Raw genomic sequence first — 20,628 nt, forward strand, 5'->3', positions numbered from 1 at the left:
CCTCTAACGCCCGGCTTTGAGCAATAACCAGATAAAGACCGGTGCTCCCAGCGTTGCGGTGACCACGCCAATTGGCAACTCCGCGGAGGCCAGCGCCAGGCGAGCGACCACATCCGCCAGCAACAGCGCAATCGCGCCCGCCAGCGCGCAGGCGGGCAGCAGAACGCGATGGTCCGTTAAGCCGCACAGGCGTAAAATATGGGGAATGACCAGCCCAATAAAGCCAATCGCTCCGGCCAGCGCCACACTCACGCCGACCATCCATCCGGTGGCAACCACCAACAGATTACGCCAGAACCACAGAGGAAGTCCCAGTTGTCGGGCAGACGTTTCCCCCAGCGCCAGCATGTTCATCGCCTGCGACTGACAGCAGATCCACACCAGCATCGGGATCAGGGCCAGCATTAGCCAGGACTGCTCCCAATTAACGCCACCAAATCCGCCCATCATCCAGTACATCAACTGGCGCAGATCAAATGACGTTGAAAAATAGATGGCCCAGGTCATCAGGGCACTACAGATAATCCCCAGCGCCACCCCGGCAAGCAGCAGGCGACTGGTCGAAAGATGACGGCGGGCAAAGCGCAGGAGGATCAGGGTGATAACCAGCGCACCGGCAATCGCACAGAGCCCCAGCGCCCAGTGCGGCAGTATGCCCTTGCCTAACAGCACGGCAGCGATCAGCCCCACGCCCGCACCGTTGGAGACGCCAAGTAGCCCCGGCTCTGCGAGCGGATTTTCGAACAGCGCCTGCATCACTGCGCCGGACAAAGCCAGCGCCGCGCCCACCAGCAAAACAGCTACCGCCCGCGGAAGGCGTATTTGCCAGACAAAAAGTTCACCACGCGGCGTCAGCCAGTCAGCCGGTGATATCCACTGCTCTCCGGCACACAGGCTTAACAACAATGTCAGTAACATCAGTACCGACAGGCTCAGGATCCAGCGCACATGTTGTCGCTGTTGTTGACGGGCAAAAGTCAGCATGATTTCCGTTCAACTGAAAAGGATGTCATTGATTCTACGGTGCGACATCCCCGCAGAAAAGAAAAAAGGCCGCAAAAGCGGCCTTTTTAGTTAGATCTGATTACTCATCTTTGGGCGAAGCGTTTTCGACCCGGCTCTTCAACTTCTGTCCGGGTCTGAAGGTCACCACGCGCCGTGCTGTAATGGGAATATCTTCGCCCGTTTTCGGGTTACGTCCCGGGCGTTGATTCTTATCACGCAGATCGAAGTTACCAAAACCAGAGAGTTTTACCTGCTCACCGTTTTCCAGAGCACGACGGATCTCTTCGAAAAACAGTTCGACCAGTTCTTTGGCATCCCGCTTGCTAAGCCCAAGCTTATCAAACAGATATTCTGACATTTCAGCTTTTGTAAGCGCCATAGGTTCAATCCCTCAATGATGCCTGGAATCGCTCTTTTAATGCCTCTACACATTTGGCGACGGTAGCGGCAATCTCCTCTTCTTCGAGTGTACGGCTGGTATCCTGAAGGATCAGGCTAATGGCGAGGCTCTTATACCCCTCCGTAACACCCTTACCACGGTACACGTCAAATAAGTTTACGCCAACTACCTGATTTACGCCAACTTTCTTACACTCGGATAAAATATCGGCAGCGGGAACGTTTTCTGCGACGACCACAGCGATGTCGCGACGGTTCGCCGGGAAGCGTGAAATCTCGCGCGCCTGAGGCACCACGCGGTCTGCGAGCTTGTTCCACTCCAGTTCGAACACCAGTGTACGACCGTTGAGATCCAGCTTACGTTCCAGCTCAGGATGAACAACACCAATGAAACCAATGCGTTCACCTTTCAGATAAATCGCTGCAGACTGTCCAGGATGCAGTGCCGGATTGACTTCTGCACGGAACTGAACGTCAGCAAGTTTACCGGTCAGATCCAGCACGGCTTCCAGATCGCCTTTCAAATCATAGAAATCAACGGTCTCTTTTGCCAGGTCCCAGTGTTCATCGTAACGATTACCGCAAATAACGCCCGCCAGCATCAGATCCTGACGAATGCCCAGGTTGGCCTGGGTATCTGGCACAAAGCGCAAGCCGCTTTCAAAAATACGCACACGGTTCTGCTGGCGATTCTGGTTATACACTACCGTTGCCAGTAATCCTGTCCACAGCGACAGGCGCATGGCCGACATGTCGATGGAGATTGGACTTGGCAGCAACAGCGCCTCTTCACCCGGATGGAGCAACTGCTGCACTTTCGGGTCAACAAAGCTGTAAGTAATGACTTCCTGATAGCCTTTGTCATTCAACAGCGTTTTCACACGCTTGAGCGACAAGTCCGCCTCACGGTGCGTCCCCATGATCAGGCCAGCCTGAATAGGTTCGTCCGGGATGTTGTCGTAGCCATAAACGCGGGCGACTTCTTCAACCAGGTCTTCTTCAATTTCCATGTCGAAACGCCAGCTCGGCGCCACAGCCTGCCATTGGCCTTCGCCTTCCGTCACGTCACAACCCAGACGACGCAGAATGTCGCTCACCTGCTCATCGGCAATATGATGACCAATCAGGCGATCCAGTTTGCTACGACGCAGCGTAATGGTGGCGCGCTTCGGCAGCGTCGCTTCATCCGTCATATCAATGATTGGGCCAGCTTCGCCGCCACAGATGTCAATCAGCAGACGGGTGGCACGTTCCATCGCTTTGTACTGCAGAGCCGGATCCACACCGCGCTCATAGCGGTGAGACGCATCGGTATGCAGGCCATGACGGCGCGCACGACCGGTAATCGACAACGGGCTGAAAAACGCACATTCCAGCAACACGTTTTGCGTTTCATCATTCACGCCAGAATGTTCACCACCAAAGATGCCGCCCATCGCCAGCGCTTTATTATGATCGGCAATCACCAGCGTATCCGCATTCAGCTTCGCTTCGCTGCCATCAAGCAGCACCAGCGTTTCACCCTCTTTCGCCATGCGAACGACAATCCCGCCTTCAATGCGGTCTTTATCAAAGGCGTGCATCGGCTGGCCCAGTTCGAGCAGCACATAGTTGGTCACGTCAACCACCGCATCGATGGAGCGGATACCGCAGCGACGCAGCTTTTCTTTCATCCACAGCGGTGTTGGCGCTTTCACGTTGATGCCCTTCACTACGCGGCCCAGATAGCGCGGGCAGGCGTTGGTGGCTTCTACGGTAATCGGCAGAACATCGCTGATGGTTGCCGCAACTGGCGTGATTTCCGGCTCAACCAGCGGCGCTTTGTTCAGCACCGCCACGTCACGGGCGATACCGATGATGCCTAAGCAGTCAGCACGGTTCGGGGTGACGCTGATTTCGATAGTGTTGTCATCAAGCTTCAGGTATTCGCGGATGTCGGTGCCGATCGGCGCATCGGCCGGCAGTTCAATAATGCCGCTGTGATCGTCGGAGATACCCAGTTCGGAGAAGGAGCAGAGCATGCCTTCAGACGGTTCACCACGCAGCTTAGCCGCTTTAATTTTGAAATCACCCGGCAAAACTGCGCCAATGGTCGCCACGGCCACTTTCAGCCCCTGGCGGCAGTTTGGCGCGCCGCAAACGATATCCAACAGACGCTCACCGCCAACGTTAACTTTCGTCACGCGCAGTTTGTCCGCATTCGGGTGCTGGCCGCATTCAACCACTTCACCCACGACGACGCCGTTAAATGCACCGGCGACCGCTTCAACACCGTCAACTTCCAGACCTGCCATGGTGATTTGATTCGACAGCGCGTCGATATCGATAGCCGGGTTAACCCACTCGCGTAACCACAGTTCACTGAATTTCATTGTTTTATCCTGCCTTTATTTAAACTGTTTGAGGAAACGCAGATCGTTTTCGAAGAACGCACGCAGGTCCGTGACACCGTAACGCAACATGGTCAGACGCTCCATCCCCATCCCAAACGCAAAGCCTGAGTAGATTTCCGGGTCGATACCGACGTTACGCAGTACGTTCGGATGCACCATCCCGCAACCCAGCACTTCCAGCCATTTGCCGTTTTTACCCATCACGTCCACTTCTGCAGACGGTTCTGTGAACGGGAAATAAGAAGGACGGAAGCGAATCTGCAGATCTTCTTCAAAGAAGTTACGCAGGAAGTCGTGCAGCGTCCCTTTCAGGTTGGTAAAGCTGATATTGGTATCGACAATCAGGCCTTCCATCTGATGGAACATCGGGGTGTGCGTCTGATCATAGTCGTTACGATACACGCGACCCGGCGCGATAATACGAATCGGCGGCTGCTGATCTTTCATGGTACGGATCTGTACGCCGGATGTCTGGGTACGCAGCAGACGCGTCGCGTCAAACCAGAAGGTGTCGTGATCGGCGCGAGCCGGGTGGTGACCAGGAATATTCAGCGCATCGAAGTTGTGGTAGTCATCTTCGATTTCCGGGCCGGTTGCCACGGTAAAGCCAAGCTCACCAAAGAAGCTTTCAATGCGATCGATGGTACGGGTAACCGGATGCAGGCCGCCGTTTTCAATGCGGCGACCCGGCAGTGAAACATCAATGGTTTCCGCTGCCAGACGCGCATTCAGCGCGGCGTTTTCCAGATCCGCTTTACGCGCATTGAGCGCCTGCTGTACCTGCTCTTTCGCTTCGTTAATCACCGCACCGGCTGCAGGACGCTCTTCAGCTGGCAGCTCGCGCAGAGTCGTCATCTGAAGGGTCAGGTGCCCTTTTTTGCCCAAATATTCGACGCGCACATTGTCTAATGCGGCAACATCTGACGCCTGGTTAATGGCCGCCTTCGCACTGGCTACCAGTTCTGCGAGATGTGACATGGTTTTCCTCATTGTGTCGGTGAAGACACCGGTTCGTTGAACGTAATCTCTCTATTTCGGGCACAAAAAAAGCCTCCATCAGGAGGCTTTTTGCGCTGTTTTTCGTTTCTTCTTTCACGCGCTAGCCTCCCGGAGTCAGGTGCTAAAGTAAAAAAAGAAGCGGAAAATAGCAGCATTCATGCTTGCGTTACCTTGTATGGTAAAACCGGAGAACCTTTATTGAAAAGGGTTACGGATCAATTGTCAACTCATTGACGGCACAACAAATAAAAGAGAGGGAGCCAGGCTCCCTCTTTTCACTGGCTTAAGCCAGAGCTGCTTTCGCTTTTTCGACCAGCGCGGTGAACGCTACTTTGTCGAATACGGCGATGTCAGCCAGGATCTTACGGTCGATTTCAACAGAGGCTTTTTTCAGGCCGTTGATGAATTTGCTGTAAGAAATACCGTTCTGACGTGCTGCTGCGTTGATACGCGCAATCCACAGTTGACGGAACTGACGCTTACGTTGACGACGGTCACGGTAAGCATACTGACCTGCTTTGATGACGGCCTGGAAGGCAACGCGGTATACGCGAGAACGCGCACCGTAGTAACCTTTGGCTTGTTTCAAAATTTTCTTGTGACGTGCGCGTGCAATTACACCACGTTTTACGCGAGCCATAGTGCTCTCCTGTATCTATTCTGATTTGCCCTTCATCCTTCACATTCTCGCGGCGTTGACTGCCTTGCGATAATGCGAAATCTATTGGGCGTAAAAAATTAAAAAATCGTTAACGGCTTATGCGTACGGCAGGCACGCGATAACCAGACCCAGATCGCCTTTAGAAACCAGGCCTTTTGGACGCAGGTGACGTTTACGCTTAGTTGATTTTTTGGTCAGAATATGACGCAGGTTTGCGTGCTTACGCTTAAATCCACCACCACCGGTTTTTTTGAAGCGCTTAGCAGCACCGCGTACGGTCTTAATTTTTGGCATTTTAATAACTTCCACTTCGCATTGTTAATAAATGAAACCCAGGCGAGAAAAACCTGTGAAGCCCAAAGGCTCCACAGGAAATACTACTTGAAGGCCTACTGTTTCTTCTTGGGAGCGAGCACCATGATCATCTGGCGGCCTTCGATCTTCGTTGGGAAGGATTCGACTACTGCCAGTTCACTCAGATCGTCACGGACGCGCGTCAGCACTTCCATACCAATCTGTTGGTGGGCCATCTCACGACCGCGGAAACGCAGTGTGATCTTGGCCTTATCGCCATCTTCCAGAAAGCGAATCAGGCTGCGGAGTTTTACCTGATAATCGCCATCGTCGGTACCAGGACGGAATTTGATTTCCTTAACCTGGATAACTTTTTGCTTTTTCTTCTGTTCCTTAGAAGATTTACTCTTTTCATAAAGGAACTTGCCGTAGTCCATGATACGACAAACTGGCGGTTCGGCGTTAGGGCTGATTTCAACTAAATCTACTCCAGCTTCTTCAGCTTTTTCGATCGCTTCTCTCAGACTCACAATACCCAGAGCTTCACCTTCCAGACCTGTTAAGCGAACTTCCTGGGCGCGAATCTCGCCATTGATACGATTCGGACGTGCCGTTTGAACTCGTTTTCCGCCTTTAATACCTTATTCCTCCAGTTGTTGAAGACTGCGGCTGCGAATCTCTTGTTGCAGCTTCTCAATCACTTCACTTACGTCCAGGCTGCCCAGGTCTTTCCCGCGGCGAGTGCGAACGGCAACTTTGCCTGCTTCCACTTCTTTATCACCACAGACCAACATATAAGGGACACGACGTAAAGTGTGCTCGCGGATTTTAAAGCCAATCTTCTCATTTCTCAAGTCTGCTTTTACTCGAATACCCGCATTTTGTAGTTTCTGCGTCAATTCGTTAACGTATTCAGACTGTGAATCGGTAATGTTCATGACCACTACCTGAACCGGCGCAAGCCAGGTTGGGAAGAAGCCTGCGAACTCTTCAGTCAGGATACCGATGAAACGTTCCATAGACCCAAGAATTGCGCGGTGAATCATTACCGGCACCTGACGCTCGTTGTTTTCGCCCACATAAGAGGCGCTCAGACGAGACGGCAGAGAGAAGTCCAGCTGTACAGTACCGCACTGCCATGCACGATCGAGGCAGTCATACAGGGTAAATTCAATTTTCGGACCGTAGAACGCACCTTCACCCAGTTGATATTCAAACGGGATATTATTTTCTTCCAGTGCGACAGCCAGGTCCGCCTCAGCACGATCCCACATTTCGTCGCTGCCAATACGTTTTTCAGGACGAGTGGAAAGTTTGACGACGATCTTCTCGAAGCCAAATGTACTGTACATATCGTAGACCATACGGATACATGCGTTAACTTCATCGCGGATTTGCTCTTCAGTACAGAAGATATGCGCATCATCCTGGGTGAAGCCACGTACACGCATCAGACCATGCAGCGCGCCTGACGGCTCGTTACGGTGGCAGCTACCGAACTCCGCCATACGCAGCGGCAGGTCGCGGTAGGATTTCAGGCCCTGATTAAAAATCTGCACGTGACCCGGGCAGTTCATCGGCTTGATGCAGTATTCACGGTTCTCAGAAGAGGTGGTGAACATCGCATCTTTGTAGTTGTCCCAGTGCCCGGTTTTTTCCCACAGCACACGGTCCATCATGAACGGGCCCTTCACTTCCTGATACTGATACTCTTTGAGCTTGGAGCGCACAAAGACTTCCAGTTCGCGGAAAATAGTCCAGCCGTCGTTATGCCAGAACACCATACCCGGCGCTTCTTCCTGCATGTGATACAGGTCAAGCTGCTTACCGATTTTACGGTGGTCACGTTTTGCCGCTTCTTCCAGACGTTGCAGATAAGCGCTGAGGGCCTTTTTATCTGCCCAGGCCGTTCCGTAGATACGCTGCAGCATCTTGTTGTCGCTATCGCCACGCCAGTACGCGCCTGCGGTTTTCATCAGTTTAAAGTGATGGCAGAAGCGCATATTCGGCACGTGCGGACCGCGGCACATATCGACATATTCTTCATGATGATACAAACCAGGTTTGTCATCATGGGCAATGTTTTCATCAAGAATAGAGACTTTATAAATCTCGCCACGCTTCACGAAGGTTTCGCGCGCTTCGTGCCAGCTGACTTTCTTCTTAATGACGTCGTAATTTTTCTCAGCGAGCTCGTGCATCCGCTTCTCGAGCGCATCGATATCTTCCTGGGTCAACGTTCGGTCAAGATCCACGTCATAGTAGAAACCATTGTCGACAACCGGACCGATAGCCATTTTAGTATTCGGCCAAAGTTGTTTGATCGCATGACCTAACAGGTGCGCACAGGAGTGACGAATGATCTCCAGCCCTTCTTCATCTTTTGCGGTGATGATAGAGAGCGTCGCATCATTTTCGATCAGGTCAGAAGCATCAACCAGCTCGCCATTAACGCGGCCAGCGAGGGTAGCTTTCGCCAGACCTGGACCAATGTCCAGCGCAACATCCATAGGGCTTACAGCGTGGTCGTAATGGCGTTGACTGCCATCAGGAAGAGTAATAACTGGCATGTTATGTCCTTATTTGCAGTGGTGACCCATACGCAAGATCACATACAAAGAGAAAATTTATTTGTTTACAGTGAGTTGTGCAGCCATCTAACCAACAATTGCTAAATTGGTACACAATCTGGAACACATCCGCTTTCGCTGCGCGAATAAGGTAATGTGGTCGAACGATGGTAACACTAAAAAAAGGGAGAATGCACCCTTCTGTTTTATATTGGGCTGAATCATGACGTTTTCGCTGTCTCTCTCGTTTTCCTCACAATTTGCCAGGAGACAACATGCATATCCCTTCACTGCTGGCCTGACAGATTTGTTACACTAGGATTAACCGTCTGAAACCGTCAGGAAATAAATGATGCCATCAAATCGCTTCGCCAAAAAACACTGGAAAATGGTGGTCGTCCTGATCGTCATCTGTGGCGCAATGTTATTACTACGCTGGGCGGCAATGATTTGGGGATAGAGTCGGAACTACGACCCGTGGTGTCAGTTGTTAAGATTCTGGCGAAGTAGACATTCTGGATATCAGGTAATGATGAGCAACTCATCATCCGTGCTCTGTAATAAAAAAAGCCAGACTGGAGAACAGTCTGGCCTCAGCTTACATCCGATAGCCCAGAGAGACGGTTGTACGTCTGTCTGTGTGCTCTGGCGCCGTTTCCGGCGGTTCGGAGTTCCACGTCACGTTGTACGCCACCTTCAGGCCAAAATGCTCGTTAATTGCCACATTCAGCGCCGTTTCGGAGTTCAGCGTCGTATCTTCGGCACCAAATACCGACACGCCTTGCGTGAATTTCGTGTTGTCTGAAATCTGCCATGCGTACGCGCCAGAAGCATAGCCCAACGGCTGCGTTTCCGTCGTGCCATCAGTATGTTCGTCGTAACGTACACCCGGACCGAATTCAAAACGGAAGCTATGTACAGGACCATTAAGGAACTGGCGACCATAACCGGCGGTGAAGACGTCGCGCTCACGGTAGCCGTTATAACGGTCCGTCAGCCAACTCGCCTGGCCGAAAAGGTAATCATAATCGGTCACATTGTAACGGCTACGCCCCCCCACTGCATATTTCTCTGAAGAGCGTTCATCGTTGGAAGACGTATTGCTCGCATTTCCCCACAGTGACCAGGCTGTTGTTTGTCCATACCAGGTCATCGTAGTGTCTGCGGTCAAGGAAGAACTTTTCGTGTTGCCTGACTGTGCAAGGTAACCGGCGTTGAGATTGCCTTCGAAAGGTTTCTTCGCACTTGAGGGGTCATCCATGACAGTAAAAACGGAATCATCGGCAGTTGCATACAACGACGCAAACACGCCCCCCGCCAGCAAAACGGCAGCGGGAACTGTCTTTAAAAGCTTCATTTATAAAGAGTCCGTACAACAAAAAAAGAGACCATAACGGTCCCGGAAACTTTCAGAGGGATCAATGACAAACGACCCAGGAAAGGTAACAAATTATAAAAAGGCTCGAATAACATAGCAATGAATTCTTATTTCATTTTTTGAATAAGAACGCTCTCAAAACAATTAAATATTTATATAACCTTACGGCAAATTAAATAAATAAGCTTTAATTAATCATATTGTTAATGTCTTCACTTTGGGGCTATTCGGTGCCAGACTGAATGCAGCCTAACAGGAGGTAACCATGGTACGTATCTATACGTTGACGCTTGCGCCCTCTCTCGATAGCGCAACGATCACCCCGCAAATCTATCCCGAAGGGAAACTCCGTTGTACGGCCCCGGTATTTGAACCTGGCGGCGGTGGCATTAATGTCGCCCGCGCTATTGCCCATCTGGGCGGAACGGCGACCGCCATTTTCCCCGTTGGCGGCGCAACCGGTGAACATCTGGTGGCCCTGCTCGCTGATGAAAACGTTCCGGTCGCGACCATTGATGCAAAAGACTGGACGCGTCAGAACCTGCACGTTCATGTTGAATCCAGCGGCGAGCAGTATCGCTTTGTGATGCCCGGCGCGGCGCTGAATGATGATGAGTTTCGCCAGATAGAAGAACAGGTGCTGGAAATTGAGTCCGGCGCCATTCTGGTGATCAGCGGCAGTTTACCGCCGGGTATAAAAGTCGAAAAGCTCAGCCAGTTAATTACCGCCGCACAGAAACAGGGGATTCGCTGCATCATAGACAGTTCCGGCGACGCGCTGACGGCAGCGTTGGCGATTGGCAACATTGAACTGGTGAAACCCAACCAGAAAGAGCTGAGTGCGCTGGTTAATCGTGAACTGACGCAACCTGACGATGTCCGTAAAGCGGCGCAGGAAATCATCCACAGTGGTAAAGCAAAGCGCGTTGTCGTCTCCCTCGGTCCTCAGGGGGCGCTCGGCGTGGACAGCAAAACCTGTGTGCAGGTGGTTCCCCCGCCGGTAAAAAGCCAGAGTACCGTTGGCGCGGGCGACAGCATGGTAGGCGCGATGACCCTCAAACTGGCTGAAGGCGCCTCGCTTGAGGAGATGGTGCGCTTTGGCGTTGCGGCTGGCAGTGCCGCGACCCTCAACCAGGGAACGCGTCTGTGTTCCCACGACGATACGCAAAAAATCTACGCTTACCTGAATCAGCCATAATGTATCCCCCTCTTTTCGAGGGGGAATCTCAGCCAAACCTGTCGGCATACGCGTTCAGCGTCTATGCTACAAACTCATGAGATTACAAAGAGGTGCCAAATGGCCAGTGGCGATGTTACCCGATATGTCATTACCGTCAGGTTTCACGAAGACTCCTTAACGGAAATTAACGAACTGAATAACCATCTCACCCGCGCCGGTTTCCTGCTCACCCTTACGGACGATGAGGGAAATATTCATGAGCTGGGAACCAATACCTTTGGGCTAATTAGCGCCCAGAGCAAAGAAGAGGTAAAAGCGCTCGCTGCCGGCCTTGCAGAAAGCGCGCTAAAGAAAGCGCCAGAGTTAACCGTTGAAACATGGGAAGAGTGGGAGCCCGGGGAAAAATAAATGCCATTACCACGAAAACACGTCCACGGTGTGCGTTAGTTCGTGTTTTTTAACCGCATCTTTGCGCTAACCTTATGATCTGGCAGACAACATGGGGAGAGACATCATGTGGCAGGCTATCAGTCGTCTTTTAAGCGAGCAACTCGGTGAAGGCGAAATCGAACTGCGTAACGAACTGCCTGGCGGAGAAATTCATGCCGCATGGCATTTGCGCTACGCGGGACGCGATTTCTTCGTTAAATGTGATGAGCGGGAACTGCTTCCTGGCTTCACGGCAGAAGCCGATCAATTAGAACTGTTATCACGCAGCCATACGGTGACGGTCCCCAAAGTGTGGGCGGTGGGCGCAGACCGTGATTACAGCTTTCTGGTGATGGATTATCTCCCTCCCCGCCTGCTGGATGCGCATAGCGCGTTTATTCTGGGGCAGCAGCTTGCCCACCTGCATGAATGGAGCGATCAGCCGCAGTTTGGGCTAGATTTTGATAACGCGCTCTCCACTACCCCACAACCCAATGCATGGCAGCGCCGCTGGTCGACCTTCTTTGCCGAACAGCGTATTGGCTGGCAACTTGAGCTAGCAGCGGAAAAAGGCATTGCCTTTGGCAATATTGACGCCATCGTAGAACACGTTCAGCAGCGTCTCTCCTCCCATCAGCCACAGCCGTCGTTGTTGCACGGCGATTTGTGGTCCGGTAACTGCGCGCTGGGGCCGGACGGACCGTATCTGTTTGATCCGGCCTGTTACTGGGGCGACAGAGAGTGCGATCTGGCGATGTTGCCGCTGCATACCGAACAGCCGCCGCAGATTTATGATGGTTATCAGTCGGTATCGCCGCTGCCGGTAGATTTTCTCGACCGGCAACCGGTGTATCAACTGTATACCTTACTCAATCGGGCAAGACTGTTTGGCGGTCAACATCTGGTGATCGCGCAGAAGGCCATGGACAGGCTGTTAGCCGCATAGGCAAATCCCGAAGCCATATAAGGCCGCCTGCTGGCGGCCTTCGCACTTAGATAAACCCTAACAGAGAAAAGAACACATAGGCGAGAATGATGATAATCACTGGCAAAATGTAGAGCGGGAAAAATTGCAGAAAAATCGTATGATGCGGCACCACGATCCGTGATTCGATCTGTTCGCGCGTAAGTCCTTCGCTGCCTTTGGCTTTTTCAAGAATCAACTGATCTTCGACGCCTTCCCGTAAAAACCGCGCCTGGCGGCTCATCCGCGCACCGGAATCCTGCATCGCCAGCCCGACAAAAATCAGCGCAAATATCAACCAGAACAGAATGTTCAGGCTATTCTGAAAATCCGGTGTCGGCGAGTTGTACCAGAACAGGTTCAGAAACGGCGTATTTACCCGCATCATATCAATCATGACGTGGGTAAAATCGAGCATCACTGCGTTAATCCCTTCCTGCTTTTCGCTGTGCGCATACATAAATTTCAGGGCTGAAATGAGCGTGGAAAGAAGCGCCGGAATAAATATCACCCATCCTGAGATCCTTTTTAGTATTGCTATGCGTCCAGCTTGTTGATACGTCATGAGTTCCCCTTGATAAAGACGCGTCGTTTTGGCTTAAGTCTACCCGGTGATTACCGTTTTCGCCCGATCTTTAAAAACGTTATGATAGGCTTTAATGCCGAATACCTTACATAAAATGCTTAACAGGAGAGGTTGTGATGTCAACCCCGCGTCAAATTCTTGCGGCAATCTTTGATATGGATGGATTGCTGATTGATTCCGAACCGCTGTGGGATCGTGCAGAACTGGAGGTGCTGGCCAGTGTCGGCGTCGATATCACTCGTCGATATGAGCTCCCGGATACGCTGGGGCTGCGCATCGATATGGTTGTCGATCTCTGGTTTGCTCAGCAACCGTGGAACGGGCCGAGTCGCCAGGAGGTGACCGATCGCGTTATTACGCGTGCTATTGCTCTGGTCGAAGAGACACGTCCACTGTTACCGGGCGTCAAAGAAGCTATCGCGTTGTGTAAAGCGCAAGGACTGAAGGTGGGACTGGCATCAGCGTCTCCTCTGCATATGCTGGAAAAAGTTCTGGCTATGTTCGACCTGCGGGAAAGCTTTGATGCCCTCGCCTCGGCGGAAAAACTGCCCTACAGCAAACCGCATCCACAGGTTTACATCGACTGCGCGGCTAAACTGAGCGTTGACCCGTTATGCTGTGTGGCGCTGGAAGATTCCGTCAACGGTATGGTGGCATCTAAAGCCGCACGGATGCGCTCCATCGTCGTACCCGACAAAGAAGTACGGCACGATCCACGGTACATTCTTGCTGACGTCAAACTTAATTCACTCACGGAATTGACCGTCACCGATTTACGCGGCTGATCGGCAACGGGCAATGTTACTCTTGCCCGTTTTCTCAATTAAAATTAAAACAGCGTTTCATTTTAATTGCATTCCTCACGCGCCTCTCCTATCCTTCTTTCAGGGCACATAACAGATAAAAACAGTTAGCCGAGGTCATTATGATTCTGGATGCATTTTGTCTTGCAGGTAAAGTCGCTGTTGTCACGGGTTGCGATACCGGACTTGGACAAGGGATGACGGTTGCACTGGCGCAAGCCGGTTGTGACATCGTTGGCGTAAACCGCAAGGTTCCCCATGACACCGCCGCCAGGGTAGAAGCGCTGGGGCGCCGCTTCTTTGCCATCCAGGCCGATCTAAGCCAGCAGGAAGTCATTGCGAGCGTTGTCGCCCAGGCGGTAGAGAAATTCGGGCGCATCGACATTCTGGTGAACAACGCCGGAACCATTCGTCGCGAAGACGCGCTCAATTTTAGTGAAAAGGACTGGGACGACGTGATGAACCTGAATCTCAAGTCGCTCTTTTTTCTCTCTCAGGCCGTGGCGCGGCAGTTCCTCGCGCAAGGTCAGGGCGGTAAAATCATTAATATTGCATCGATGCTGTCATTTCAGGGCGGCATTCGCGTTCCGTCTTATACGGCCTCAAAGAGCGGCGTGCTGGGCATTACCCGATTGTTAGCCAACGAGTGGGCGCAGCATCAGATTAACGTTAACGCCATTGCCCCCGGCTATATGGCGACCAACAATACCCAACAGCTACGGGAAGATGCAGAACGCAATAAAGAGATTATCGATCGGATCCCGGCAGGTCGCTGGGGAACGCCGGACGATCTCCAGGGCCCGGTCGTCTTCCTCGCCTCGAAGGCAGCAGATTACATTAACGGCTTTACGCTTGCCGTCGACGGCGGTTGGTTAGCGCGATAAACGCGCATTATTGACAAAGAGTTACAACGTCACCACTTCCGCCCACTGTATAAAAATCCTATACTGTACGAATTCACAGTTTATCAGGTTTTATCATGACGGCGGAAGGTCACCTCCTCTTTTCCATTGCCTGCGCGGTGTTCGCTAAAAACGCGGAGCTAACGCCCGTGCTTGCACAGGGTGACTGGTGGCATATTGTTCCCTCCGCTATTCTGACCTGTCTGCTGCCGGATATCGATCACCCAAAGTCGTTTCTTGGACAGCGTCTGAAATGGGTTTCGAAACCGATCGCGCGCGCCTTCGGGCACCGTGGCTTCACTCACAGCCTGCTGGCGGTCTTTGCGCTGCTGGCTACCTTCTATCTGAAAGTCCCGGAGACCTGGGTTATCCCTGCCGATGCGCTACAGGGGATGGTGGTGGGTTATCTGAGCCACATTGCCGCGGATATGCTGACGCCTGCCGGTGTCCCCCTGCTATGGCCCTGCCGCTGGCGCTTTCGCCTGCCCATTCTGGTCCCGCAGAAAGGCAATCAACTGGAGCGATTTCTCTGTATGGCGCTGTTTGCCTGGGCGGTATGGATGCCACAAACTCTGCCCCAGAACAGTGCAGTTCGCTGGTCTTCCGATATGATTAACACACTGCAATGGCAGTTCAATCGCTTTATAAAGCATCAAATTGATGAGTAAATCGGCGAAATACGCGTTTTTGATATAAACAATTCCATTTGAATATAAGAGCCAGGTCACAGTTCTGCTAACCTTGCGGCAACAGGATCGCTGTGACACAGCGAGACGAATAATAAAATCAGGAGAACGGGGATGAATTTTCCATTAATCGCGAACATCGTGGTGTTCGTTATTCTGCTGTTTGTGCTGGCGCAAACCCGCCACAAACAGTGGAGTCTGGCAAAGAAAGTACTGGTCGGTCTGGTAATGGGTGTGGTCTTTGGCCTTGCCCTGCATACCATTTATGGTTCCGACAGTCAGGTTCTGAAAGATTCCGTTCAGTGGTTCAACATTGTCGGTAACGGCTATGTTCAACTGCTGCAAATGATCGTCATGCCGCTGGTCTTCGCCTCGATCCTGAGCGCGGTTGCCCGTCTGCATAACGCCTCGCAGTTAGGTAAGATCAGCTTCCTGACCATCGGTACTCTGCTCTTTACCACGCTGATTGCGGCGCTGGTCGGCGTGCTGGTCACTAACCTGTTTGGTCTGACTGCTGAAGGTCTGGTTCAGGGCGGCGCAGAAACGGCGCGTCTGAATGCCATTGAAACGAACTATGTCGGCAAAGTGGCCGATCTCAGTGTCCCGCAGTTGGTTCTTTCGTTTGTACCGAAAAACCCGTTTGCCGATCTGACTGGCGCGAACCCGACGTCTATCATCAGCGTGGTCATTTTTGCCGCCTTCCTCGGTGTCGCGGCACTGAAATTACTGAAAGATGACGCGCCGAAAGGCGAACGCGTGCTGACCGCAATCGACACACTGCAAAGCTGGGTGATGAAACTGGTTCGTCTGGTCATGCAGTTAACCCCTTACGGGGTCCTGGCGCTGATGACTAAGGTGGTGGCCGGTTCCAACCTGCAGGACATCATTAAGCTGGGCAGCTTTGTCGTCGCCTCTTATCTCGGTCTGGGCATTATGTTCGTCGTCCACGGCATACTGCTGGGCGTAAACGGCGTAAGCCCGCTCAAGTACTTCCGCAAAGTGTGGCCGGTTCTGACCTTCGCCTTTACCAGCCGCTCCAGCGCGGCTTCTATTCCGCTGAATGTGGAAGCGCAAACCCGCCGCCTGGGCGTGCCAGAATCTATCGCCAGCTTCGCGGCCTCCTTTGGTGCGACGATTGGTCAGAACGGCTGTGCCGGTTTGTACCCGGCGATGCTGGCAGTGATGGTGGCGCCGACGGTAGGCATTAACCCACTGGATCCTGTCTGGATTGCAACGCTGGTCGGGATTGTGACGATAAGTTCCGCCGGGGTAGCGGGTGTCGGTGGTGGCGCCACCTTCGCGGCGCTGATCGTTCTGCCGGCGATGGGATTGCCTGTCACGCTGGTGGCGCTGCTCATCTCCGTTGAGCCGCTGATCGACATGGGACGTACCGCGCTGAACGTCAGCGGTTCGATGACTGCCGGTACGCTGGCCAGCCAGTGGCTGAAGCAAACCGATAAAGCCATTCTGGATAGTGAAGACGACGCCGAACTGGCGCATCACTAAACGTCCCTGAAACAGAAAACCGCCCTGAAGAGTAACCTCGCTCCGCCAGGCCGTTTCTGTTCTCACGCTGAGGCCTTTTCGAAGGCCTCCTGGCTGACGCCACCAGGGTGACTGTGGCGTCGGGACCGGTTATAACACAGTCAATGTTTTCGAAAATATCCGCCCGGGCCATGTCCCGGGTTTTATCTATCCTCTTGCGGATACGTTCTTTTTGAGTGAACTGAAGAATATTTCTGCCATCGCATTATCACGGCAGTTGCCACGTTGGATTTTTCTGCGTGGCGCCGCTTACCAGCCGCAGACGTCGTGCTCATTTTCCGTATCGTAGGAACGCACGGTATTGACGAGATCTTTCACCACTTCAGCGGCGACGTCAGGTATCAGTAAAGTCATTGGTGCTTCGGTTTCGTAATCAACAGAGACGCCATTGCTGTTATTCGTCACGGTGACGGTATAGGTTGCTTTACTCATGATTATTTTTCCCCGCTATGAATGACTTTTCGTTGATTCGCGCTTTCCATCAGAACTTCCGGCGCGACGAAAAAGTCGATATTGAAATACGTGTCATCGCTCATCACTTCAATGTTGTGCCACTTTTGTGGTGGGAACACGCCAAACTGGCCCGCTTCGATGATCATCACTGTTTCGGCTTCTGGACTGTGTTCATCCGCATACCCGAGATATTTGACCGCTCCCTGCATCACCGACAGACGTGGGTAAACGCCCGGTCGGGTTCCTTTATCAAGGTGGCGTTCGAAAATTCCGGCAGGTGCCGTTTCTTTGTTCCAGAACGGAGTAGCTCGTGTGTGGATATGGTTTTGTGGAATCTGAAGCATGTCCTTCCCTCTTCCCGTCGGTATGATGCGGTCGTGAGTAAACCGCTGTTCCGGAAAGGTTACGCTTCATAAATGGCATTTAAAATACCTTTTATTAGTTATCTATTTTTACATAGCAGGGGAGGAATTTATGAGCGAACAATACGATAGCCCGCCGCCAGGCGGGCCACAAGGATTACGACTGTAGAGTTGCCAGTCGCGCAGCGAAACCGACAAAAATCAGGCCGATCAGTGAGTTTCCGACCTTCGCCAGTTTCTTTTTGGTACGAATGTACTGGGTGACAAAAGCCCCTGAGATAATCAGGAAACTCAGGTAGCAGAAGCTCACCACTTCAAGCGTGATCGCTAAAATAAAGAATGACAGTCCCGCATGGGGGGCATTCACATCAATGAACTGCACAAAGAAAGAGACGTAGAACAGAATGGCTTTTGGGTTCGTCAGGCTCAAGACCAGCGCGCGTTTAAAAATGGCGCCAAAAGGAACCGCTTCCTCCGCCGTTTCGCCGGCTTTGGCTTTAAGCGTGGCATAGAGGATTTTTGCCCCCAGATAGAGCAGGTAAAAGGCACCGAGATAACGGACGATATTAAACAGCACTGGCGTCGTTTTAATCAGTGTCGCCACTCCGGCATACGCCAGAAACATGAGCACCGCATCGCCAATAAATACACCACTTGCCGCCAGGTAACCGCCCTTCACGCCACGTCCGACGCTGTTTTTCAGCACAAATATCGTGTTCGGCCCCGGAACCAGGACAATAAAAATAGCACCGACCAGGTAAGTCCAATAATTCAGTACGCCATACTCTGCAAACACGTTAACCTCTTCTTCCTTAGACCACTTTTGCGCTTAGCCGCGAAACAATATGCTAACGGATGCACCCGCTCAAGGGAAGCGCTTACGCCAGCAGCTTTATTTCAGCGAGAATGTCGGATAGCGCTCGGCAAAATAGCGGCGCAAAAATTCCACCGTAATACGCACTTTGGCCGACGTCGCCAGTCGTGAAACATACACCGCCCAGATATTGGCCGGCTGGTAATACTCCGGCAGGACATGCACCAGATGACCGCTGGCAATGTTATCGCAGACATCCCACCAGGAGCGCAGCGCAATCCCCTGTCCGTCCAGACACCATTGATGCACAATCTCACCATGATTCGATGACAGCGGCCCGGTCACCTTAATGGCGTGCGCCCCCTCTTTATTCTGCAATTGCCAGATCCCGAAGGGATGGTCGCGCTCTTTGATCACTAAGCAGGAACTGGTAGCAAGATCGGCAAGCTGCTTTGGCGTACCGTGCTGCGCCAGGAACGAGGGGGATGCACAGAGGATTCGATAGTTAGTCCCCAGCTTGCGGGCGATTAAATTCGGCGCAATGTCATCGCCAATACGGATATCGAGATCGACACCTTCATTGGCCAAATCCACCAACCGGTCTTCCACATCAAAGCGCAACTCCAGTTGCGGATACTGTCTTGCCAGGGCGGACAGCGCAGGTGCCACAACCTGTCGACCAAAACCAAAACTACTGATGATTCGCAGCATCCCTTGCGGAACCTGACGGACATCAGAGAGTTCATCCATCATCTGATCGACATCATGCAGAATACGCTGCGCCCACTCATAGATACGCTCCCCCTCTTCCGTAATGGTGACGCGACGCGTGGTGCGGTGCAGCAAAACCACATTCAGGTTCTGCTCAAGCAGCGCAATGCGTTTACTGACATACGCTGGTGAGACGCCCAGCTCCTGGGCGACGGCAGCGAATCCTGCCCGACGGGCGACCAGAAGAAAGACGCGTAAATCAGTCAGCAAAGGAGGATTATTCATGATCTGTGTTTTATGTTTCACCAGTTAGGGAGATTAACTGTCGTTCAGTCAATTATAGGATAAGGGAGAAGTCAATTTCGCTACCCTACAAGTGAGAACTGGTATGAAGAAAACCTGTCGTATTGCCGCCATTGCCGGTGATGGAATCGGTAAGGAAGTGCTGCCTGAAGGCCTCCGCGTATTGCAGGCCGCCGCCAGACGCTGGGACCTCTCGCTCAGCGTTGAGACGTTCGAATGGGCCAGCTGTGATTATTACCTTGAGCACGGGAAAATGATGCCGGATGACTGGCGCGAGCAGTTATCCTCCTTTGACGCCATTTACTTTGGTGCCGTCGGCTGGCCGGAGACGGTTCCGGACCATATTTCCCTGTGGGGCTCACTGCTGAAATTTCGTCGGGAATTTGATCAATACGTGAACCTGCGCCCGGTCCGCCTCTTCCCCGGCGTGCCCTGCCCGCTGGCCGGGAAGAAACCGGGCGACATCGATTTCTACGTCGTGCGTGAAAACACCGAAGGGGAATACTCTTCGCTGGGCGGACATATTAACCCGGGCACCGAGCATGAGGTGGTCATTCAGGAGTCCGTGTTCACCCGCCGGGGCGTGGATCGCATTCTGCGCTATGCGTTTGAATTAGCCCAAAGTCGCCCGCGGAAAACGCTGACGTCGGCGACCAAATCCAACGGTCTGGCAATCAGTATGCCGTTCTGGGATACACGCGTAGAGGCCATGGCGCAGCACTATCCCGATATCCGCTGGGACAAGCAGCACATTGATATTCTTTGCGCCCGTTTTGTGATGCAGCCGGAGCGCTTCGACGTGGTGGTCGCCTCGAACCTGTTTGGTGACATTCTTTCCGATCTCGGCCCGGCCTGTACCGGCACCATCGGCATTGCCCCCTCGGCCAACCTGAATCCTGAACGCGCGTTCCCGTCGTTGTTCGAACCGGTGCATGGTTCAGCACCAGATATTTACGGCAAGAATATCGCGAATCCGATTGCGACCATCTGGGCGGGGGCGATGATGCTGGATTTCCTCGGCGCAGGAGAAGCGAAATACACCGCCGCGCATGACGGGATTCTGGCCGCGATTGAACAGGTGATTACCAACGGACCGAAAACGCCGGATCTGAAGGGCAGCGCCTCAACGCAGCAGGTCGGCGAGGCGATTTGTAAGGTGCTGACGTCGTAAAGCCATCGCGCCGGATGCGG

The 20,628-nt window shown here is 52.7% G+C and carries 24 protein-coding genes, 1 pseudogene and 1 other annotated feature; of the genes and pseudogenes, 9 read left to right on the forward strand and 16 right to left on the reverse strand.

What is annotated here, in order from left to right; all coding sequences use genetic code 11:
• Window positions 1-3 precede the first annotated feature (3 nt).
• From btuC to thrS, 9 genes are all read right to left on the reverse strand, one after another.
• On the reverse strand, window positions 4-984 hold the full coding sequence (btuC, locus tag QNN88_RS06365; protein ID WP_414239471.1) for a vitamin B12 ABC transporter permease BtuC: 981 nt from the start codon (window positions 982-984) through the stop codon (window positions 4-6).
• 100 nt (window positions 985-1,084) lie between these two features.
• The gene (gene ihfA, locus QNN88_RS06370) at window positions 1,085-1,384 is read right to left on the reverse strand and encodes an integration host factor subunit alpha (protein ID WP_001229265.1); all 300 of its coding nucleotides are present in this window, start codon (window positions 1,382-1,384) and stop codon (window positions 1,085-1,087) included.
• A gap of 4 nt (window positions 1,385-1,388) precedes the next feature.
• A complete protein-coding gene (gene pheT, locus QNN88_RS06375; RefSeq protein WP_414239472.1) occupies window positions 1,389-3,776 on the reverse strand; it encodes a phenylalanine--tRNA ligase subunit beta in 2,388 nt (795 codons plus the stop codon).
• A 15-nt stretch (window positions 3,777-3,791) separates the two neighbouring features.
• A complete protein-coding gene (gene pheS / locus QNN88_RS06380; RefSeq protein WP_044265459.1) occupies window positions 3,792-4,775 on the reverse strand; it encodes a phenylalanine--tRNA ligase subunit alpha in 984 nt (327 codons plus the stop codon).
• A gap of 62 nt (window positions 4,776-4,837) precedes the next feature.
• Window positions 4,838-4,960 (reverse strand) — a sequence feature (Phe leader region).
• Window positions 4,911-4,955 carry a pheST operon leader peptide PheM gene (gene pheM, locus QNN88_RS06385; protein ID WP_001386830.1) on the reverse strand — a complete coding sequence of 15 codons (45 nt, stop codon included), beginning with the start codon at window positions 4,953-4,955 and terminating at the stop codon, window positions 4,911-4,913. It overlaps the preceding feature by 45 nt.
• A 119-nt stretch (window positions 4,961-5,079) precedes the next feature.
• Window positions 5,080-5,436: a 50S ribosomal protein L20 gene (gene rplT, locus QNN88_RS06390; protein ID WP_000124850.1), complete on the reverse strand. Its 357-nt coding sequence runs from the start codon at window positions 5,434-5,436 to the stop codon at window positions 5,080-5,082.
• 117 nt (window positions 5,437-5,553) lie between these two features.
• Window positions 5,554-5,751, reverse strand: coding sequence for a 50S ribosomal protein L35 (rpmI, locus tag QNN88_RS06395; protein ID WP_003030583.1), 198 nt, complete (start codon window positions 5,749-5,751; stop codon window positions 5,554-5,556).
• Window positions 5,752-5,846: 95 nt separating this feature from the next.
• Window positions 5,847-6,389, reverse strand: a complete 543-nt coding sequence (gene infC, locus QNN88_RS06400; RefSeq protein ID WP_071843507.1) for a translation initiation factor IF-3 — start codon at window positions 6,387-6,389, stop codon at window positions 5,847-5,849.
• 3 nt (window positions 6,390-6,392) lie between these two features.
• Window positions 6,393-8,321 carry a threonine--tRNA ligase gene (gene thrS / locus QNN88_RS06405; RefSeq protein WP_043000876.1) on the reverse strand — a complete coding sequence of 643 codons (1,929 nt, stop codon included), beginning with the start codon at window positions 8,319-8,321 and terminating at the stop codon, window positions 6,393-6,395.
• A gap of 352 nt (window positions 8,322-8,673) precedes the next feature.
• On the opposite strand from thrS, the gene yniD reads away from it, so the two are divergent.
• The gene (yniD, locus tag QNN88_RS06410; RefSeq protein ID WP_086512613.1) at window positions 8,674-8,781 is read left to right on the forward strand and encodes a small membrane protein YniD; all 108 of its coding nucleotides are present in this window, start codon (window positions 8,674-8,676) and stop codon (window positions 8,779-8,781) included.
• Window positions 8,782-8,919: 138 nt separating this feature from the next.
• On the opposite strand, the gene QNN88_RS06415 is transcribed toward yniD, so the two are convergent.
• On the reverse strand, window positions 8,920-9,678 hold the full coding sequence (locus QNN88_RS06415; protein ID WP_414239473.1) for a YdiY family protein: 759 nt from the start codon (window positions 9,676-9,678) through the stop codon (window positions 8,920-8,922).
• Window positions 9,679-9,964: 286 nt separating this feature from the next.
• Between QNN88_RS06415 and pfkB the strand changes: the two genes are divergently transcribed.
• The 3 genes from pfkB (at window position 9,965) to QNN88_RS06430 (ending at window position 12,254) form a co-directional block, all read left to right on the forward strand.
• On the forward strand, window positions 9,965-10,897 hold the full coding sequence (pfkB, locus tag QNN88_RS06420; RefSeq protein ID WP_414239474.1) for a 6-phosphofructokinase II: 933 nt from the start codon (window positions 9,965-9,967) through the stop codon (window positions 10,895-10,897).
• Window positions 10,898-10,996: 99 nt separating this feature from the next.
• Window positions 10,997-11,287, forward strand: a complete 291-nt coding sequence (gene ghoS, locus QNN88_RS06425; RefSeq protein WP_414239475.1) for a type V toxin-antitoxin system endoribonuclease antitoxin GhoS — start codon at window positions 10,997-10,999, stop codon at window positions 11,285-11,287.
• 106 nt (window positions 11,288-11,393) lie between these two features.
• Window positions 11,394-12,254, forward strand: coding sequence for a fructosamine kinase family protein (locus QNN88_RS06430; RefSeq protein WP_414239476.1), 861 nt, complete (start codon window positions 11,394-11,396; stop codon window positions 12,252-12,254).
• Between the two features lie 46 nt (window positions 12,255-12,300).
• On the opposite strand, the gene QNN88_RS06435 is transcribed toward QNN88_RS06430, so the two are convergent.
• Complete coding sequence (locus QNN88_RS06435; protein ID WP_414239477.1) at window positions 12,301-12,837, reverse strand: YniB family protein; 537 nt, start codon at window positions 12,835-12,837, stop codon at window positions 12,301-12,303.
• A gap of 137 nt (window positions 12,838-12,974) precedes the next feature.
• Between QNN88_RS06435 and hxpB the strand changes: the two genes are divergently transcribed.
• The 4 genes from hxpB (at window position 12,975) to tcyP (ending at window position 16,755) form a co-directional block, all read left to right on the forward strand.
• On the forward strand, window positions 12,975-13,643 hold the full coding sequence (gene hxpB / locus QNN88_RS06440) for a hexitol phosphatase HxpB (protein WP_414239478.1): 669 nt from the start codon (window positions 12,975-12,977) through the stop codon (window positions 13,641-13,643).
• Window positions 13,644-13,783: 140 nt separating this feature from the next.
• The gene (gene kduD, locus QNN88_RS06445) at window positions 13,784-14,545 is read left to right on the forward strand and encodes a 2-dehydro-3-deoxy-D-gluconate 5-dehydrogenase KduD (protein WP_414239479.1); all 762 of its coding nucleotides are present in this window, start codon (window positions 13,784-13,786) and stop codon (window positions 14,543-14,545) included.
• A 95-nt stretch (window positions 14,546-14,640) separates the two neighbouring features.
• The gene (locus QNN88_RS06450; protein WP_414239480.1) at window positions 14,641-15,231 is read left to right on the forward strand and encodes a metal-dependent hydrolase; all 591 of its coding nucleotides are present in this window, start codon (window positions 14,641-14,643) and stop codon (window positions 15,229-15,231) included.
• Between the two features lie 132 nt (window positions 15,232-15,363).
• A complete protein-coding gene (gene tcyP / locus QNN88_RS06455) occupies window positions 15,364-16,755 on the forward strand; it encodes a cystine/sulfocysteine:cation symporter (RefSeq protein WP_414239481.1) in 1,392 nt (463 codons plus the stop codon).
• Between the two features lie 62 nt (window positions 16,756-16,817).
• Here tcyP and QNN88_RS06460 read toward each other — a convergent pair.
• The 5 genes and pseudogenes from QNN88_RS06460 to QNN88_RS06480 form a co-directional block, all read right to left on the reverse strand.
• Window positions 16,818-17,022 (reverse strand): annotated as a pseudogene (locus tag QNN88_RS06460) (IS3 family transposase); the annotation flags it as partial.
• A 21-nt stretch (window positions 17,023-17,043) separates the two neighbouring features.
• Complete coding sequence (locus tag QNN88_RS06465) at window positions 17,044-17,226, reverse strand: DUF1869 domain-containing protein (RefSeq protein ID WP_414239482.1); 183 nt, start codon at window positions 17,224-17,226, stop codon at window positions 17,044-17,046.
• Between the two features lie 2 nt (window positions 17,227-17,228).
• Window positions 17,229-17,591 carry a DUF1971 domain-containing protein YeaR gene (gene yeaR / locus QNN88_RS06470; protein WP_414239483.1) on the reverse strand — a complete coding sequence of 121 codons (363 nt, stop codon included), beginning with the start codon at window positions 17,589-17,591 and terminating at the stop codon, window positions 17,229-17,231.
• 175 nt (window positions 17,592-17,766) lie between these two features.
• Window positions 17,767-18,405, reverse strand: a complete 639-nt coding sequence (gene leuE / locus QNN88_RS06475; protein ID WP_414239484.1) for a leucine efflux protein LeuE — start codon at window positions 18,403-18,405, stop codon at window positions 17,767-17,769.
• A 96-nt stretch (window positions 18,406-18,501) separates the two neighbouring features.
• Window positions 18,502-19,419: a LysR substrate-binding domain-containing protein gene (locus tag QNN88_RS06480; protein WP_414239485.1), complete on the reverse strand. Its 918-nt coding sequence runs from the start codon at window positions 19,417-19,419 to the stop codon at window positions 18,502-18,504.
• Between the two features lie 103 nt (window positions 19,420-19,522).
• Here QNN88_RS06480 and QNN88_RS06485 point away from each other — a divergent pair, with 103 nt between their 5' ends.
• Window positions 19,523-20,608, forward strand: coding sequence for a tartrate dehydrogenase (locus tag QNN88_RS06485; protein ID WP_414239486.1), 1,086 nt, complete (start codon window positions 19,523-19,525; stop codon window positions 20,606-20,608).
• Window positions 20,609-20,628: the final 20 nt, after the last annotated feature.

The sequence above is a fragment of the Citrobacter sp. ANG330 genome, from assembly GCF_047467925.1.
In the GTDB taxonomy this organism is placed as follows: Bacteria; Pseudomonadota; Gammaproteobacteria; order Enterobacterales; family Enterobacteriaceae; genus Citrobacter_A; species Citrobacter_A amalonaticus_G.

Excerpts from the sequence above, each read along its gene's own strand:
- thrS (WP_043000876.1), bottom strand. The coding sequence starts at position 8,321 with ATGCCAGTTATTACTCTTCCTGATGGCAGTCAACGCCATTACGACCAC.
- btuC (WP_414239471.1), bottom strand. The coding sequence starts at position 984 with ATGCTGACTTTTGCCCGTCAACAACAGCGACAACATGTGCGCTGGATC.
- kduD (WP_414239479.1), top strand. The coding sequence starts at position 13,784 with ATGATTCTGGATGCATTTTGTCTTGCAGGTAAAGTCGCTGTTGTCACG.
- ihfA (WP_001229265.1), bottom strand. The coding sequence starts at position 1,384 with ATGGCGCTTACAAAAGCTGAAATGTCAGAATATCTGTTTGATAAGCTT.
- QNN88_RS06415 (WP_414239473.1), bottom strand. The coding sequence starts at position 9,678 with ATGAAGCTTTTAAAGACAGTTCCCGCTGCCGTTTTGCTGGCGGGGGGC.
- QNN88_RS06430 (WP_414239476.1), top strand. The coding sequence starts at position 11,394 with ATGTGGCAGGCTATCAGTCGTCTTTTAAGCGAGCAACTCGGTGAAGGC.
- QNN88_RS06450 (WP_414239480.1), top strand. The coding sequence starts at position 14,641 with ATGACGGCGGAAGGTCACCTCCTCTTTTCCATTGCCTGCGCGGTGTTC.
- QNN88_RS06465 (WP_414239482.1), bottom strand. The coding sequence starts at position 17,226 with ATGAGTAAAGCAACCTATACCGTCACCGTGACGAATAACAGCAATGGC.
- yeaR (WP_414239483.1), bottom strand. The coding sequence starts at position 17,591 with ATGCTTCAGATTCCACAAAACCATATCCACACACGAGCTACTCCGTTC.
- ghoS (WP_414239475.1), top strand. The coding sequence starts at position 10,997 with ATGGCCAGTGGCGATGTTACCCGATATGTCATTACCGTCAGGTTTCAC.
- rpmI (WP_003030583.1), bottom strand. The coding sequence starts at position 5,751 with ATGCCAAAAATTAAGACCGTACGCGGTGCTGCTAAGCGCTTCAAAAAA.
- tcyP (WP_414239481.1), top strand. The coding sequence starts at position 15,364 with ATGAATTTTCCATTAATCGCGAACATCGTGGTGTTCGTTATTCTGCTG.
- rplT (WP_000124850.1), bottom strand. The coding sequence starts at position 5,436 with ATGGCTCGCGTAAAACGTGGTGTAATTGCACGCGCACGTCACAAGAAA.
- QNN88_RS06485 (WP_414239486.1), top strand. The coding sequence starts at position 19,523 with ATGAAGAAAACCTGTCGTATTGCCGCCATTGCCGGTGATGGAATCGGT.
- pfkB (WP_414239474.1), top strand. The coding sequence starts at position 9,965 with ATGGTACGTATCTATACGTTGACGCTTGCGCCCTCTCTCGATAGCGCA.
- yniD (WP_086512613.1), top strand. The coding sequence starts at position 8,674 with ATGCCATCAAATCGCTTCGCCAAAAAACACTGGAAAATGGTGGTCGTC.
- pheS (WP_044265459.1), bottom strand. The coding sequence starts at position 4,775 with ATGTCACATCTCGCAGAACTGGTAGCCAGTGCGAAGGCGGCCATTAAC.
- QNN88_RS06435 (WP_414239477.1), bottom strand. The coding sequence starts at position 12,837 with ATGACGTATCAACAAGCTGGACGCATAGCAATACTAAAAAGGATCTCA.
- QNN88_RS06480 (WP_414239485.1), bottom strand. The coding sequence starts at position 19,419 with ATGAATAATCCTCCTTTGCTGACTGATTTACGCGTCTTTCTTCTGGTC.
- pheT (WP_414239472.1), bottom strand. The coding sequence starts at position 3,776 with ATGAAATTCAGTGAACTGTGGTTACGCGAGTGGGTTAACCCGGCTATC.
- hxpB (WP_414239478.1), top strand. The coding sequence starts at position 12,975 with ATGTCAACCCCGCGTCAAATTCTTGCGGCAATCTTTGATATGGATGGA.